The sequence below is a fragment of the Paludibaculum fermentans genome, assembly GCF_015277775.1.
Classification (GTDB): Bacteria; Acidobacteriota; Terriglobia; order Bryobacterales; family Bryobacteraceae; genus Paludibaculum; species Paludibaculum fermentans.
On record NZ_CP063849.1, the window covers coordinates 290,694 to 304,832 of the forward strand.

Annotated in this window: 10 protein-coding genes and 1 pseudogene; 6 read left to right on the forward strand and 5 right to left on the reverse strand. The window is 63.0% G+C overall.

Features of this window, described 5'->3' with window-relative positions; genetic code table 11:
* Positions 1-4: 4 nt before the first annotated feature.
* From IRI77_RS01090 to IRI77_RS01100, 4 genes and pseudogenes are all read right to left on the reverse strand, one after another.
* Entirely contained in the window at positions 5-436 is a 432-nt protein-coding gene (locus IRI77_RS01090; RefSeq protein ID WP_228486545.1) for a DUF2752 domain-containing protein, read from the reverse strand.
* On the reverse strand, positions 436-930 hold the full coding sequence (locus tag IRI77_RS01095) for an RDD family protein (protein WP_228486546.1): 495 nt from the start codon (positions 928-930) through the stop codon (positions 436-438). The genes IRI77_RS01090 and IRI77_RS01095 overlap by 1 nt, the downstream gene beginning before the upstream one ends.
* Positions 931-1,017: 87 nt before the next feature.
* Positions 1,018-1,080 (reverse strand): annotated as a pseudogene (locus IRI77_RS38525) (zinc-ribbon domain-containing protein); the annotation flags it as partial.
* A 67-nt stretch (positions 1,081-1,147) separates the two neighbouring features.
* Entirely contained in the window at positions 1,148-1,945 is a 798-nt protein-coding gene (locus IRI77_RS01100; protein WP_194450250.1) for an SDR family NAD(P)-dependent oxidoreductase, read from the reverse strand.
* A 26-nt stretch (positions 1,946-1,971) separates the two neighbouring features.
* Here IRI77_RS01100 and IRI77_RS01105 point away from each other — a divergent pair, with 26 nt between their 5' ends.
* Positions 1,972-3,672 (forward strand): magnesium transporter CorA family protein, encoded by a 1,701-nt coding sequence (locus tag IRI77_RS01105; protein ID WP_194450251.1) that lies wholly within the window; start codon positions 1,972-1,974, stop codon positions 3,670-3,672.
* A 39-nt stretch (positions 3,673-3,711) separates the two neighbouring features.
* On the opposite strand, the gene IRI77_RS01110 is transcribed toward IRI77_RS01105, so the two are convergent.
* A complete protein-coding gene (locus IRI77_RS01110) occupies positions 3,712-7,209 on the reverse strand; it encodes a carboxypeptidase-like regulatory domain-containing protein (RefSeq protein ID WP_194450252.1) in 3,498 nt (1,165 codons plus the stop codon).
* Between the two features lie 238 nt (positions 7,210-7,447).
* Between IRI77_RS01110 and IRI77_RS01115 the strand changes: the two genes are divergently transcribed.
* From IRI77_RS01115 to IRI77_RS01135, 5 genes are all read left to right on the forward strand, one after another.
* The gene (locus IRI77_RS01115) at positions 7,448-8,722 is read left to right on the forward strand and encodes a hypothetical protein (protein ID WP_194450253.1); all 1,275 of its coding nucleotides are present in this window, start codon (positions 7,448-7,450) and stop codon (positions 8,720-8,722) included.
* 58 nt (positions 8,723-8,780) lie between these two features.
* Positions 8,781-10,724, forward strand: coding sequence for a right-handed parallel beta-helix repeat-containing protein (locus IRI77_RS01120; protein ID WP_194450254.1), 1,944 nt, complete (start codon positions 8,781-8,783; stop codon positions 10,722-10,724).
* 200 nt (positions 10,725-10,924) lie between these two features.
* The gene (locus IRI77_RS01125) at positions 10,925-11,680 is read left to right on the forward strand and encodes a transketolase (RefSeq protein ID WP_407674026.1); all 756 of its coding nucleotides are present in this window, start codon (positions 10,925-10,927) and stop codon (positions 11,678-11,680) included.
* Positions 11,617-12,636, forward strand: coding sequence for a transketolase family protein (locus IRI77_RS01130; protein WP_194450256.1), 1,020 nt, complete (start codon positions 11,617-11,619; stop codon positions 12,634-12,636). The genes IRI77_RS01125 and IRI77_RS01130 overlap by 64 nt, the downstream gene beginning before the upstream one ends.
* Complete coding sequence (locus IRI77_RS01135) at positions 12,630-14,138, forward strand: FGGY family carbohydrate kinase (RefSeq protein WP_194450257.1); 1,509 nt, start codon at positions 12,630-12,632, stop codon at positions 14,136-14,138. The genes IRI77_RS01130 and IRI77_RS01135 overlap by 7 nt, the downstream gene beginning before the upstream one ends.
* Position 14,139 lies beyond the last annotated feature (1 nt).

The following is a 14,139-nucleotide window of genomic DNA, read 5'->3' on the forward strand; positions in this document are numbered from 1 at the left end:
ATGCTCAGGCGAGCCGCCAGAGCCAGCCGCCGATCCAAAACACGCATGCCACCGCCGCATAGGCAGCGCCGCCCACGCGCAATACCCGTTCCACCTGGCCGCGCCCATTGGGCGTGAGTCCCAGCCAGACCAGCGACAGTCCGAACAACAGCATCCCCAGCACCAGCCATGGCCCCAGCGGATTCAGAGAAAACGCCTGCGCCCACTGGCCGCACACCGACAGGATTACCGCCCGAGTCAGACCGCAGCCCGGACAGGGATGCCCGGTATGCGCGCGGAAAGCGCAGGCCAATCCCGGATCCCTGCCAAACACGGTGACCCAGTCGGCGCCCGCGCGGCAGAACAGGCGCAGCACCGCCAGATGCAGCAGCAGTACTACACCTGTCACCAGGGGAGCCATCCGCCAGCGGGTGGCCATGGGCGCAGACTTGGTCATTACTGATTCATCACCACGAAGCTGCCGACTGCCTTATCGTGCAGCGTCTGCTTGGCCGGATCCCACAACGGCCACAGCAGGTCGATGAGGCCCAACAGCGGGATGAAACCCAGGCCCACCTGGGCCAGAAGCCGGATGCCCGCCGTCTGTTGCGACAGCAGTTGCCCGTTGGAATCCACGACTTTGATTTTCACCACGCCCTGGCCGATCGAGTAGCCGCGCTGGCTGACGAGGATCACCCGGTTATACACGCCGACGATCAGGAACGAGACGGGGAAGATGCTCAACGTGCAGCAGCAGCCGAGTCCGCCAAGTCCGGAGATCCCATCCGAGCCGACCATGCGTCCCAATCCGAAGCTCGCTCCGAAAATAATGCCGGCGACTGCGTATAGTGCAAACACAACAACCATCACCATGAGGCTGTCGATGATGTAGCCGATGACGCGCGTGGCCCAGGGCGCACACTCCATGCCGGCCGGGCCCGTGATGGGCACAGTTGGCGAATTGAATCCGCCTCCAAAAGGAGAGGGAGGCGGCGGTGGCGCCCCCTGCGGCTGTTGGTGGCCGCCGCCCATCGGGCGGCCGCAGTTCGTGCAAAAGGGTTGACCATCCGGCACGTTGGTGCCGCAGTTGGAACAGTACATCACGCCTCCCACAAGCCTAACGAGGTTAAGGAGGAATCATGTCACAGCGTGGATATCAGGTCAAACCTCAGCGCGGCACGTCGCGTTTGTGCGGGCTGGCGCGCTCCAGCTTGAGGCGCCAGGGCCACGGCAGCAGTTCACCGAAGGCTGCGCCGAGCCGGTATTTCCAGTTCGGGATGACGAACAGCTTGCCGGACTCCAGGCCCTTCAGCGACTCCTCCACGACGTAGTCGGCGGGCATCCACAGCAGCTTCGGAATCGCGGCCCGGTTGATGCCTGCCGTGTCGTGGAACTCCGTGTAGGTGAAGCCTGGACACAGGGCCTGGATCTTTACGGCCGAGCCCGCCACGTCCAGTTCCAGGCGCACGCCTTCCGTGAAATCGTTCATCCAGCCCTTGGTGGCGCAGTAGCTCACGTTGCCGGCGCTCCGCCAGAAGCCGGCAACTGAGGCGACGTTGATGATACCCCCGTGCCCGCGCTGCATCATGCCGGGCAGCACGGCCTTGGTCAGCCGCATCGTGGCGAGCACATGGACATGCACCATATCCACCTGGCGCGAGTAATCGGTCTCAACGAAGCGGCCCATGGTGCCGAAGCCAGCATTGTTCACCAGAAGTTCCACCGGCCGTTGCTCCAGGTGGAGCGCCAGCCGCTCCGTGTCGGCGGTCGACGCCAGGTCGCAGGGAAAGCACTCAATCGCCACCTTTGTGGACGCCTGGATGCTTTGCCGGGTCTCCTCCAGCCTGCTTGCCCGGCGCGCCACCAGCAACAGACTGTAGCCCCTTTGCGCCAGCTTGCGGGCGAACACCTCGCCCAGGCCGCTGGACGCGCCCGTAATCACCGCCAACTTGTCCGAAAGTTGCATGGTTCCGCTTGCTATCATCTCACTTGATGGAAGCGCAGGCTCTGCATCTTCATACCTACTTCGTGTTCCCGTTTTCGGTGGACAAGGAAGCGGTCATGCAGGATCACCAACGTGTCTGGGCCCGCCACGACTATTGGGTCGAAGGGCTCGACGACTGGATTGCCGACCACGGCCAGTCCGCCGGCAGTCCCGTGCCTGGCCGCCTGGGCAAATGGCAGCGCGACGCGTTCAAACGGTTCGATATGGACTCGTTCGCCTACCAGGACATGGTCTTCTTCCATCCCTTTGTACGGCGCGTCTTCTTCGATACCGGTGACAGCTTCAGCGCGGAGTGCGGTGAGACCGAGAACATGGTGCACTGCTACACCATCCCGCTGCTGCACCTGGGCGAAACGGGCCGCCAGCTTGTCTTTGAAGCGGAAGACGCGCGCGGCCGCAGTGCCTCCCTGCGTGTCTCGGACCTCCGCCTGTTCATGTTCTCCAACGGTATCGGGATCCTCACTCTCGGCGTCGAAGCCACCCATCTGCCCGTTGCCGACGCACTCTGGATCAACGAGATGATGCGCAAGGTCTACCCCTCCAGCGGCCGCCAGCTGCGGGAAGGCCGGACGCCCTCGCGCCTCACCCTGAAGCTGGAAGGCGGAGGCGAAACCCAGGTGATCGTCGAAGAGACGTTCGCCCGATGCGTGATGAAGGGTTACCTGCCCCCGCTTTCCCGCACCATAACCGAACTCCTCTACTTCCTCAACTACTCCAAACAGGAATTCGAGCCGCTGCTTGATGAGCGGATGATCGTTTACTCTTATCTTTCGGTAGATGGCAACTCCGTTCCGCCGGAGTTCCACATGAGTGAGGACTACGAAATCCTGATGTCGCGGCTGCTCTTCGTCGACCGCTGGGGCGACGAGTACCGCTACGACGCCGACTTCACCCGCGAGGCGCTTCGGAAACAGGTCTACCGCCGCTGGGCGCACCAGGGCACGCTTTACGGCTTCACCAGTTACTCCAACGTGACGATGGTCCTGGGCCGCTTCGATTGCGATGAACACCAGTTGAAGGAAGGCTTCCTGGTGCACCGCATGTTCATGTCGCGCTACTACCTGACGGCCATTGTGGCCCTCTTCTACCGCGCCACCCTGCTGGACTTCAGCGAACGCACCGCCCTCGTCTCCAGGGCGCTGGGGCGCCGCTTCGGCAGCACGAAGGTGACCGACGAGGATACGCGCAACGTCGCCAAGCTCATGGCGGAGTTCCAGCTCTTCTCCAACTACTGGCACTTCAGCGAGCTGGCGAACAAGGATGAAGAGATCGAGCACTTCCAGATGCAGTGCGACGCCTTCCGCCTGGGGCCGATGAAGTCGGAAGTGGAGCAGGAGATCGAGAAGCTCAACTACTCGCTCGACCGCATCTACCAGTTGCGCAATACCGAATCCATCAACCGCCTGGCCATGCTCAGTATGATCCTGGGCGGCGGCGCGATGGTCACCGGCTACTTCGGCATGAACTTCGGCCAGGAGTTCGAGCGGATCTTCTTCAATCCGCCCGGCGGCGGCTGGGTCCACATCCTGGCGATCATTCTGGTCACCCTCGTGACCGTCGGTTCAGTGCTGTTCACCATCTTCCTGGTCATCAGCAACTGGCAGGACTACCGCAAGATCCTGTTGCCACCGCGCATCACCAAGGTCGAGAGCCTGCGCCGCACTATCGGCCAGGACGACGAAGACTAGGCCCGGACCGGCAGCCGCGCCGGCCCGGGCTCCATCCTGCTACCAGATCACTCGTAACGCCACCTGCACATTCCGCGGGGAGTTCGCCTGGCTGGTGATCACCCCGAACCCGGCGCTGCCCACAGATGTACTGGGCGAATTGAACACCGGATGGTTGGGCAGATTATACGCCTCAGCCCTCAACTGCAGCCGGATCCCTTCCTTCACCACGAAGTTCTTCATCAACGAGACGTCGATGTTGCTCTTCGCCGGACTGCGGATGTTGTCCGTCAACCGGGCCACATCGCCGAACTCGAACGACATGGGCTGCCGGAAGGCCGACGCGTTCAGATAGCCCGTGCCGCCCGACACGCCGCCCAGCCGGCTTTCGATGTCGCCGCTGGTCTGGGGATTCACTGTTGACGACGTGTAACTCGGCCGCGATCCCGCAAACGAAGCCGCTCCGGCGTTGGAGAAGTTTAATGGGAAACCGCTGTTGAACGACATCACCGTGTTCATCTGCCAGCCGCCGGCCAGGGCATCCAGCCACCGGCTCATGCTCGTCCCATATGCCTTACCCCGGCCCACCGGCAGCTCGTAGTTCGCGCTCACCACCAGGCGATGCGGAATGTCGGTCGCCAGTACCGACTTCTCGATCGCCCGGTTGAAGTCATTCTGGAAGCCGGGCGTGCCGACATCCAGGAAGCCCGTAGTCAGGTTGTTCGCAATGCCCAGGTTCTTCGACCAGGTGTAGGACGACAGCAGGGAAAGCCCATGGCTCAAGCTCTTCTGCAGCGTCACCTGCAGCGAGTTATAGCTGGAGGTCGCCTGCGCCAGGTAGTTCTGTCCGACACTCGTGAACTGCGGGAACGCCCGCAGCAGGGCATTCCGCTGCACCGTCGCGGCCGCCAAACTGCCGGTTTGGATGATGCCGGAGAACGGATTCTTGACCAGTTGCGTGAGATACGCTACCTGCGTCTGGTCGCCGGCCGCGCCGTAATACTGAAGGGGCAGGGAGTTCGGATTGAAGTTCAGCGGCAGCTTGACGCTCTCGCTGGCCGCATACGCCACGTTCAACAGCACCTTCCACGGCAGTTCCTGCTGGATGCCGAAGTTCCATTGCTGCGTATACGACATCGGGCTGTTGAAGTAGAGCCCGCTCACGCCCGCGCCCACCAGCGTCAGCGGACCGTTGGCCGAACCCGCCAGCGGAATCGTGCCCGTAGGGAATGGGTTGCTAATTGTACCCACCGGAGTCACACCATCGATCGAGCTGACAAAAGGTGTCGACACCTGGAAGCCCGGATTCCCGCTCCCATACCCGCGCTGCGACGTCGGGAGGAAGAAGATCCCGAAGCCGCTGCGCAAAACCGTTTTCGGAGTGATCTGGTAGGCCAGCCCGACGCGCGGCGAGAAGTTGTTCTTGTCCGTCTGCCACAGATTGCGCGGCTGCCCGCCCACCCCGCTGAACGCCACGCCACCTGTTAGCGGCAACCCGGTCTGCTGCGCCAGAGGCGTCGCCATGCCGGGATCGAACCACGCCTGCCGGTTGTACCGCTCAGTAAACCCGGTCTCCAGCTCATACCGCAACCCGAGGTTCAATGTCAGCTTGCGGGTCACATGCCAGTCGTCCTGGATGTAGAACCCGTGATAGAACTGCTGCCGCGCCCACGTGTCGCTGTAGCCGATCGTGCCGCTGGAGGGCAGCCCCAGCAGGAACGTCGCATAGGCCCCAAAAGTCGACTGGCCGGCCGGCACAGCAGCCCGTGGATTCGGACCATTCGCGAAACCGGCCGCATACGAGAAGTTGCCCGCACCGCCGTCCAGCGTCAGCTCGTTGTCGCGCAGCAGCCGCCCGTCCCAGCCGAACTTCACCGTATGCGCCCCATGGATCCAGCTCATGTTGGCGGATAGAGCGTGGGTATAGCGCGACCAGTTGCGAAGGCTGTCAAACCCGATACTGCGCAACCCGGACACATTCAGCAGTGGAATCGCATGCACCGTCTGCTGCGCCGCGAACGAGGACGGGAGTCCAATCTTCGTCACATCCTCACCCACCGAGTCCGGCAGGAACAGATTCCGCTGGATCGCCAGCCCGTACCGCAGATCCATCACCAGCGACGGGCTCAGCACCTTCATATAGCTCAGCACAAACGTATTCGCGTGGATGGCCTGCGACCACCCCGAGATTCCGTTCTCCCAGTCGCCGTTCTTATAGCTGTCGTCGGTCACGCTCCAGCGCGCGAACAGCCGGTTCGCCGGATTGAAGTTGTGGTCGACACGCACAGTGCCCTGCGCATCGTCGGTCGCCAGCGACTGCACCCAGTTGAAGTTGTTCACCACACCCGGGGCATTCTGCAGCGGGAAGTAGGCGTTGTAGTTCTTCGTGATTGCGTTCTGCCGCCCTGCCGGAATCAGATTGTTCGGGAACGGAGACCGGATGAACTGCCCGGCGTTGTTCGGATCCGCCTGCGTCGTGGCCGGGTCATAGATGTTGGCCGTACCTTCGCTGAAGTTGCCCGCTCGCATCAGGTTCGTCGGCACTGTGGAGTTCACATAGCCGTACTGACGTACATTCGTCCCTTCATACCCGCCGAAAAAGAACGTCTTGTCCTTTCCGGAATAGACTTTGGGGATCTCCACCGGCCCGCCCACCGTGAAGCCATACTGGTTGTAGCGCAGCGGAGTGCGGTAGTCGTCTCGACCGGGAATCGGCACCTTCCCGGCCCGGTTCGTGAACCAGTTCGCGGCGCTCAGTTGGTCGTTGCGCAGGAACTCATACACTCCGCCATGGAAGGCATTGCTGCCGGACCGTGTGACCAGGTTCAGGATCCCGCCGCTGGTCCGCCCGAATTCAGCAGTCGAGGCATTCGTCTGGATCTTGAACTCCTGCGTCACCTCCACCGACGGGATAATCGCCGGCTGGCCCTGGCAGCAGACTGTAATCGGTACGCCGTCCAGCAGCACTTCGTTGCTACCTGCAATGCCGCCGTTTGCCATAAAGTTGTTCGCGCCCGCCATTTGCGCCGCCATGCGGGTCGCATTCAGGCCGACACCGAACGAGCCCAGGGGCACCACGCCCGCGCTCAGTGAAGCCAGGGCGAAAGGATTGCGACCGTTCAGCGGCAACTCCTCCACCTGCCTGCTGCTGATCACCTGGCCCAGCGAAGAAGTCTCGCTCTCAATCAGGACGGCCTTTTCATTGACCGTCACGGTTGACGAGACCTCGCCCACCTCCAGCGCAGGATCGATACGAACCGTCTGGTTCACCGCCAGTTCAAACTGCGAAATGAACTTCTTGAAGCCTGACTTCGATACCTCCATCCGGTACGAGCCCGGCTGCACGAGAGGAAAGACAAACAGCCCTTCCTCCGTGGTTTGGGTGGTCTGGCTGATTCCGGTCCGCACATTCGTGAGCGTCACCGATGTGTCCGGAATGAACGCCGCGGCGGTGTCGGTCACGCGGCCGTTCACGGTGCCCGTCGTCGTCTGGGCGGCGGCGCCCAGGCTGAACAACAGCAGAATCGAAAGGAGGACTGGTCCTCGGTTGGCAAACATAGCCTTACTCCCACTCGGTTGAGTATCGTGTCGACGAGATGCCGCGCTGCCCGCGGCTGCCCCTGGCCAGATCCTATAGGTGAACTTCCTGTAACAAGGAGCGAATCGAAGTAGTGTAACCGTCAATTCACATGTGAAGTCCTGTATTTTTAATGGCTTGTAGGTGATACTCCCGTATGTAATAATGATCGCTGCAGCTAGTTAGAGAGGCCTTCCAGTGGGTCTGACTCCCTCCAGGATGAACGACGGCTCAGAAACCGCAGGTCAGCCTGGGTGCATTCCGGACGACTCAGTCCGACTTCACCTGGATGTGGTCCTGGCTCAGGATCCGTTCCGCGACGCCCCCACCCTTCAACGTCTGCTCCGCTTCATCGTGGAGGAGACTCTCACCACTGGTGGCAAGGATCTCAAGGAGTACAATCTCGGCGTCTCCGTTTTCAAGCGCGGCGACGACTTTGATCCCCGCACCGATTCGATCGTCCGCGTCCAGATGGGCGTCCTCCGCAAAAAGCTCGCCTCCTATTACGAGACCGCCGGCCGCAACGATCCGGTCACCATCGATATCCCCCGCGGCCACTACTCCGCACGGTTCCAGCTTCGTGCCGCCGAAACGCCCTCGCCGCTGCCGATGCCGCCGCCCCGTGGGCGCTGGACCCGCGACCTCGGCCTGGCTGGCCTCGGCCTCCTCCTCGGACTCATCCTCTGGATCCCCTTCCGTTCCCTCTCCAACCCGCCTGTTCAGCCCTTCGAGTGGCAGCAGCATCCCCTCTGGCGCGGCTTCTTCGATCAGGACTCCTCCACCCAATTGGTCATGGGCGCTCCGATGTTTATCTTCGTCAACGGCGTCTACCTGCGCGATTCCCAGGTCAACACCCCGGAGGAACTGGAGAAGAGCGACCGGGTCCGCAAGATGGCGGACTACTTCCACACCAAAGCCCGGCCGGAGGAGATCTACACCGGCTTGGGAGAAGCCGCGGGCCTCTACACACTGGGCCGCTTTTTTGCAAAAGGCGGCAAGGAACTGCCCCTGGTCCGAAACCGCCTGGCCCGCTGGCAGGATGTCGCCCACGGCAACCTCGTCCTCTTCTCTTCCTTCCGCTTTCGAACCCTGGGCCAGGAGATGAATCTTCCCCACGACTTCGAATTCGATGGCGACCACACGGCCATCAACAACCTGCGCCCGCGAGCGGGTGAAGCCAAAGTCTATGCGCCAGCCATGGATCCGAATTCCGATAACTATGACTATGCCGTGATCTCCGTCTGGCCCAGCCCTCAGCCTGGGCGCCGCATCATGTCCTTAAGCGGCGTGTACACCTGGGGCACCCAAGGCGCGGCTGACTATGTTGTCGATGCCCCCAGCCTGCGCGAACTCGGCCATAGGCTCGACGCGGACGCTACCCCCAAACGCGACGCCGGGCTTCAGGTGCTGGTCAAGGTACTCGTGAAAGACCACCAGCCCGTTGCGACCAAGTACGTCACCCACCACTGGATGACCGAGCAGCCCGCCCCCTGATCTGCGTCCGTGGTTGCAAGCCCTCCGAGCCCCGGGGCCGGATATAATCACTCCACCTATGGGCCCCCGCTGTCTCCTGTTCCTGCTGCTTTCGGCCACCGGTTTGCTCGCGCAGAACGCAACCAAGGCCGGCCGCTTCACCGTTGAACATCCCACCCTGCTCAACCTCGGGTTTGAATGGTCCATTGAGGGCGATGCCAACCGCAACGCCAGCGTGTCGGTCGAATTCCGGCCGGCCGGCGAGACCACCTGGCGCAGGGCCCTGCCGCTGGTGCGCATCGGAGGCGAGAATATCTACCGGCGCCGCGAGAATCTCGACTACACCGTGCCCGACGGTTTCGCCGGCAGTATCCTCAACCTCCAACCCGGCACCGAATACGAATGCCGCTTCCAGCTCAGCGATCCTGACGGAGCGTCAGGCGAAACGGCACATACCGTCAAAGTCCGAACGCGTACCGAACCCCAGCCCTATCCCTCCGGCCGCACATTGCACATCTATCCCGCCGACTATCCGGGTGTCAAACATGAGCCCAGCTTCAACGGCATCCTCCAGGCCTACTATGGAGCCGGCCTCGGCGATTGGAACGTCGTCTGGGAACGGCGCGCCCAACCGGGCGACACGCTCCTTGTCCATGCCGGACTCTACAAACCCGAGCGCCTCAACTACGTCGACCCGATGATGGCGCCCTTCGACGGCACCATGCTGCTCACCCTGAAGGGCACTCCCGAGAAGCCCATTACGATCAAGGCGGCGGGCGACGGCGAGGTGATCTTCGACGGCGATGGCAACTACCGGCTATTTGACGTCATGGCCTCGAAGTATCACATCTTCGACGGCCTCACCTTCCGCAACACCGACGTCGCCCTCTTCGCCGGACAAAAGGAAGTGCTCGGCGCGGTCGGCCTGACCGTCAAAAACTGCCGCTTCGAGAACGTCGGCTTCGCGGTCTGGACCGAGTACGCCGGCTCCAGTGACTTCTACATCGCCGACAATCTTATCCTGGGCCGCGAAGACCGCATGCGCCTCATCGGCTGGACGTACCCGAATGCGAGGAGCGCAGGAGACTACGGCTCGCACGGCTTGAAGAGCTACTACGCCATCAAAGTCTACGGCCCCGGCCACGTGATCGCTCACAACGCCATCGCCTACTTCCACGACGCCATCGGCATCTCCACCTACGGCACGCCCGAAGCCGATCCCGACCGCCGCGCCTCCTCCATCGACATCTATGGCAACGACATCCACATGTCGAACGACGATTTAATCGAGTCGGACGGTGGGGTCCACAACGTGCGCGTCTTCCAGAACCGCGGCATCAACGCCGCACAGGGCGGGTACAGCGCCCAACCCGTCTTCGGCGGGCCAGTCTACTTCTACCGCAACATCCTATACAACGTGCCCAGCGGCGTGGCCTTCAAATTCTCAGCCAAGCCCGCCGGTCTGTATGTCTTCCACAACACCATCATCGGCGAGCAGACCGTCCGCGATCCCTCGTCGAACATGCACTTTCGCAACAACCTGTTTCTGGGCCGCGACACTCCGAACCGGGGCATCATGACGTGGGCCAATGCGACAGATTCGTACAGCTCCGACTACAACGGGTACCGGCCCAACCGGGGCGTAGCCGCGCAGTATGCCTGGCTCGGTCCGGCCGCCGGACAGCGCCTCTACGAGCCCAAGCCCACCGACTGGAATACCTTCGGCACGCTCGCTGAATTCCGTGCCGCCACCGGCCAGGAGCAGCACGGGCTGGAAGTCGACTTTGACATCTTCGAACAGCTCGCTCCGCCCAACCCGGCGACGCGTCACGCGGTGTACCACTCCATGGACCTGAACTTCCGTCTCAAACCCGGCGGCAAGGCTGTCGACGCGGGGGTGCCCATCCCGACCGTGAACGAAGGATTTGCGGGCCGGGCGCCCGATTTGGGGGCGTTGGAACTGGGGCAACCGGAGCCGCACTACGGGCCGCGCTGGCTGACTTGGCGGCCGTTTTACCGCTGATCGCGCACTTTTCACCTGGAGCAAAGCGGCACAGAATTCAGGACGGGCTTGACGTCCGCGGCTGACGTTGATAGCTTATCTTTGGAATTTCTTGCAGTAGCGCATAAATATGCCAATGGGGACTTACAGTGGTGGCATCTGCAGTCCGGATTGAAGAGTTGCAGCGGATCTCGGCTGCAGTCCGCAGCCGCAGTTTGCGGATGGTTCACAGTGCAAAAACTGGCCATCCGGGTGGCGACTTGTCCTCGACCGACATCCTGGTTTCGCTGTACTTCGGGGCCATGCGGGCAGGCGGGACATGGACGAATGCCGAAGACCGCGACCGCTTCGTGATGAGCAAGGGGCACTGCTCGGGCGCGTTCTACGCCACGCTGGCCCAGGCCGGCTGCTTTCCCGCGGAATGGCTGGACAGCTATATGCAGCCGATGTCGATGCTGAACGGCCATCCTGACCGGAACAAACTGCCCGGAGTGGAGGCAAACACGGGTCCATTGGGACACGGCATGCCCATTGCGACGGGCATGGCGCTGGCGGCGAAGATCAGCGGCGCTGCCTGGCGGACTTTTGTGCTCACAGGCGACGGCGAGTTGCAGGAAGGCAGCAACTGGGAGGCGGCGATGACCGCGGCCCACTACGGGCTGGACAACCTCACACTGATTGTCGACCGCAATCGGATCCAGCAGGGCGCCTGGACCGAGGATACGATCCGTCTGGAGCCGCTGGCCGACAAATGGCGCGCCTTCGGTTGGGCGGTCCATGAAGTGGATGGACACGATCATGCCGCGCTGGTCGAGCTATTCCACCGCCTGCCCTTGGAGCCGGGAAAACCGAATTGTGTGATCGCGCACACTCACAAGGGCCAGGGCGTCTCGTTCATGATGGACCGGCCGGAATGGCACCACAAAGTGCCCAGCGACACGGAATTGGAAGCAGCGCTGAAGGAGTTGCAGTCGTGAGCGCATCGGCGCAATTGTTCGATTGCCGGGACGCCTTCGCGCGCACCCTGGAAGAGGCCGCCGCGGCTGACGCGCGCATTGTGGCCGTGGTCAACGACTCGCTGGGGTCCAGCAAGATGGGCGGATTCCGCAAACTGTACCCGCGGCGGTTAGTCAATGTCGGCATCGCCGAGCAGAACATGGTGGGCGTGGGCTGCGGCCTGGCCAATGGCGGGCTGATCCCCTTCGTCTGTGGGGCCGCGTGTTTCCTGACCGGGCGTGCGATGGAGCAGGTGAAGGTAGACTTGGCCTATTCGAAGTCGAATGTGAAGTTGTGCGGCATGTCGGGCGGCATGGCGTATGGACCTCTGGGCCCGACTCACCACTCGATTGAAGACCTTGCCTGGACTCGGGTGTTGCCGAACCTGACCGTGATCGTGCCGGCGGATCCGTACGAGACGGAGCAGGCGCTGGGCGCGGCACTGGAGTTGGATGGTCCAGTCTATCTGCGGCTGAGCCGCATGGGTGTGCCGAACGTGCATGGAGAGGGCCAGGCGTTCCGGTTGGGCCGGGCGACGAAACTGCGGGAAGGCCGCGACGTGACGCTGATCGCCAATGGCACGCTGGTGTGCCGCGCCCTGGAGGCGGCCCGGCAGTTGGAGCAGGAAGGCATAGCGGCCCGCGTTCTGAACATGGCGACGCTGCGGCCGTTGGACGAGGAGGCGATTACTGCCGCCGCGCAAGAGACGGGTTGCATCGTTACGGCGGAGGAGCATTCCATCCACGGAGGCCTGGGCGGTGCGGTGGCTGAAGTGGTGACAGCCACGGTGCCAGTGCCGGTGAAGATTGTCGGAGTGCCTGACGTATTCGCGCCGACGGGCTCCACCGCATTCCTGTTTGAACACCTCGGCCTGACCGCGGCAGCCATCCACGATGCGGCGATCGCCGTAATGAGGAGGAAGGCCCGGAAGTGTTGAGCGCCGCTCGGATTCTGAGCATCGATCAAGGCACGACGAACACGAAGGCCCTGCTGGTGGACGCGCGAGGCGCGGTCCTGGCACGGGCTTCGCGACCGATGACGGTCCAGTGCCCGCGGCCGGGCTGGATCCAGCAGGATGCCGGGGCGATCTGGCAGGCCGTGCAGGCAGTGATGGACGAGTGCCTGGAGGCGGCCGGTGGAGCGCCGCCCGCGGCCATTGCCGTGAGCAACCAGCGCGAATCCGTCATCGTCTGGAACCGGAAGACCGGCGAGCCCTGCGGTCCCTGCGTGATCTGGCAATGCCGCCGGACCGCGCCGTTCTGTGCGGAACTCCGCCAGCGCGGGTTGGAGCCGGCCATCCGGCGGAAGACCGGACTCGGGATTGATCCGCTGTTCTCCGCCAGCAAGGCTGCCTGGCTCATCGACCAGCTTCCGGATGGACGGGCCATGGCTGAGGGCGGTGAGTTGTGCATGGGCACGGTGGATAGCTGGCTGCTGTGGAACCTGACAAAGGGGGCGGTGCATGCCTGCGACACCACGAATGCCTCACGGACACAGTTGATGGAACTGGGCCGGCTGGCCTGGGACGACGAGTTGTTGGAATGGTTTGGCGTACCTCGCGCTGTGCTGCCCGCGATTCAGCCGTCGAGCGGAGTGTTTGGCACAACCGCGGGAGCCGGACGATGCGGGGATGGGGTTCCCATTTGCGGAGTGATCGGCGATTCCCACGCGGCGCTGTTTGCCCATGCGGCGTTCCGTCCGCGAGCGACCAAGGCGACATATGGCACCGGCTCTTCACTGATGCGGGCGACCGAGGGACCCGTCTCCTCCAGCCACGGCCTGTCGGCGACGGTGGCCTGGTCAGCGGGCGGCCCGGCGCAGTACGGAATCGAAGGCAACATCACTCTGAGCGGCGGCACCATGCAGTGGACGGGTGAATTGCTGGGCTTGGGTGACCCGGCCGCCGACCTGGCCGGGATGGCGGCAGGAAAGGACGACAGCGGCGGCGTCTACCTGGTGCCGGCGATGGCCGGGCTGGGTGCTCCTTACTGGCGAGACGATGCCCGCGGCCTCATTACAGGACTGACCCGTGGAACGACCGCCGGCCATTTGGCGCGCGCTGCCCTGGAATCGATCGCCTTTCAGGTCCGTGATGTTTTCGACGCGATGACGCTGGACACCGGCGAAGAACCCGAGATGTTGCTGGCCGATGGCGGCGCCAGCCGCAACGATCAACTCATGCAGTTCCAGGCGGATATCCTGGGGCGGCCGGTGGTCCGGAATCTCTCATTGGATCTTTCCGCCATGGGTGCGGCCTGGCTAGCCGGGCTGGCCGCCGGAGTCTGGAAGGGCATTGGGGATTTGGAGCAGTTGCCGCGTCAGGAGCAGCGGTTCGAGCCCCAGATGAGCGAGGCCGACCGCCAGCGGCTGTATGCCGGATGGCGCGACGCGGTGGCCCGGACGCTGGGCGATTTCAAAACCCGGGAGATGGCAACATAAG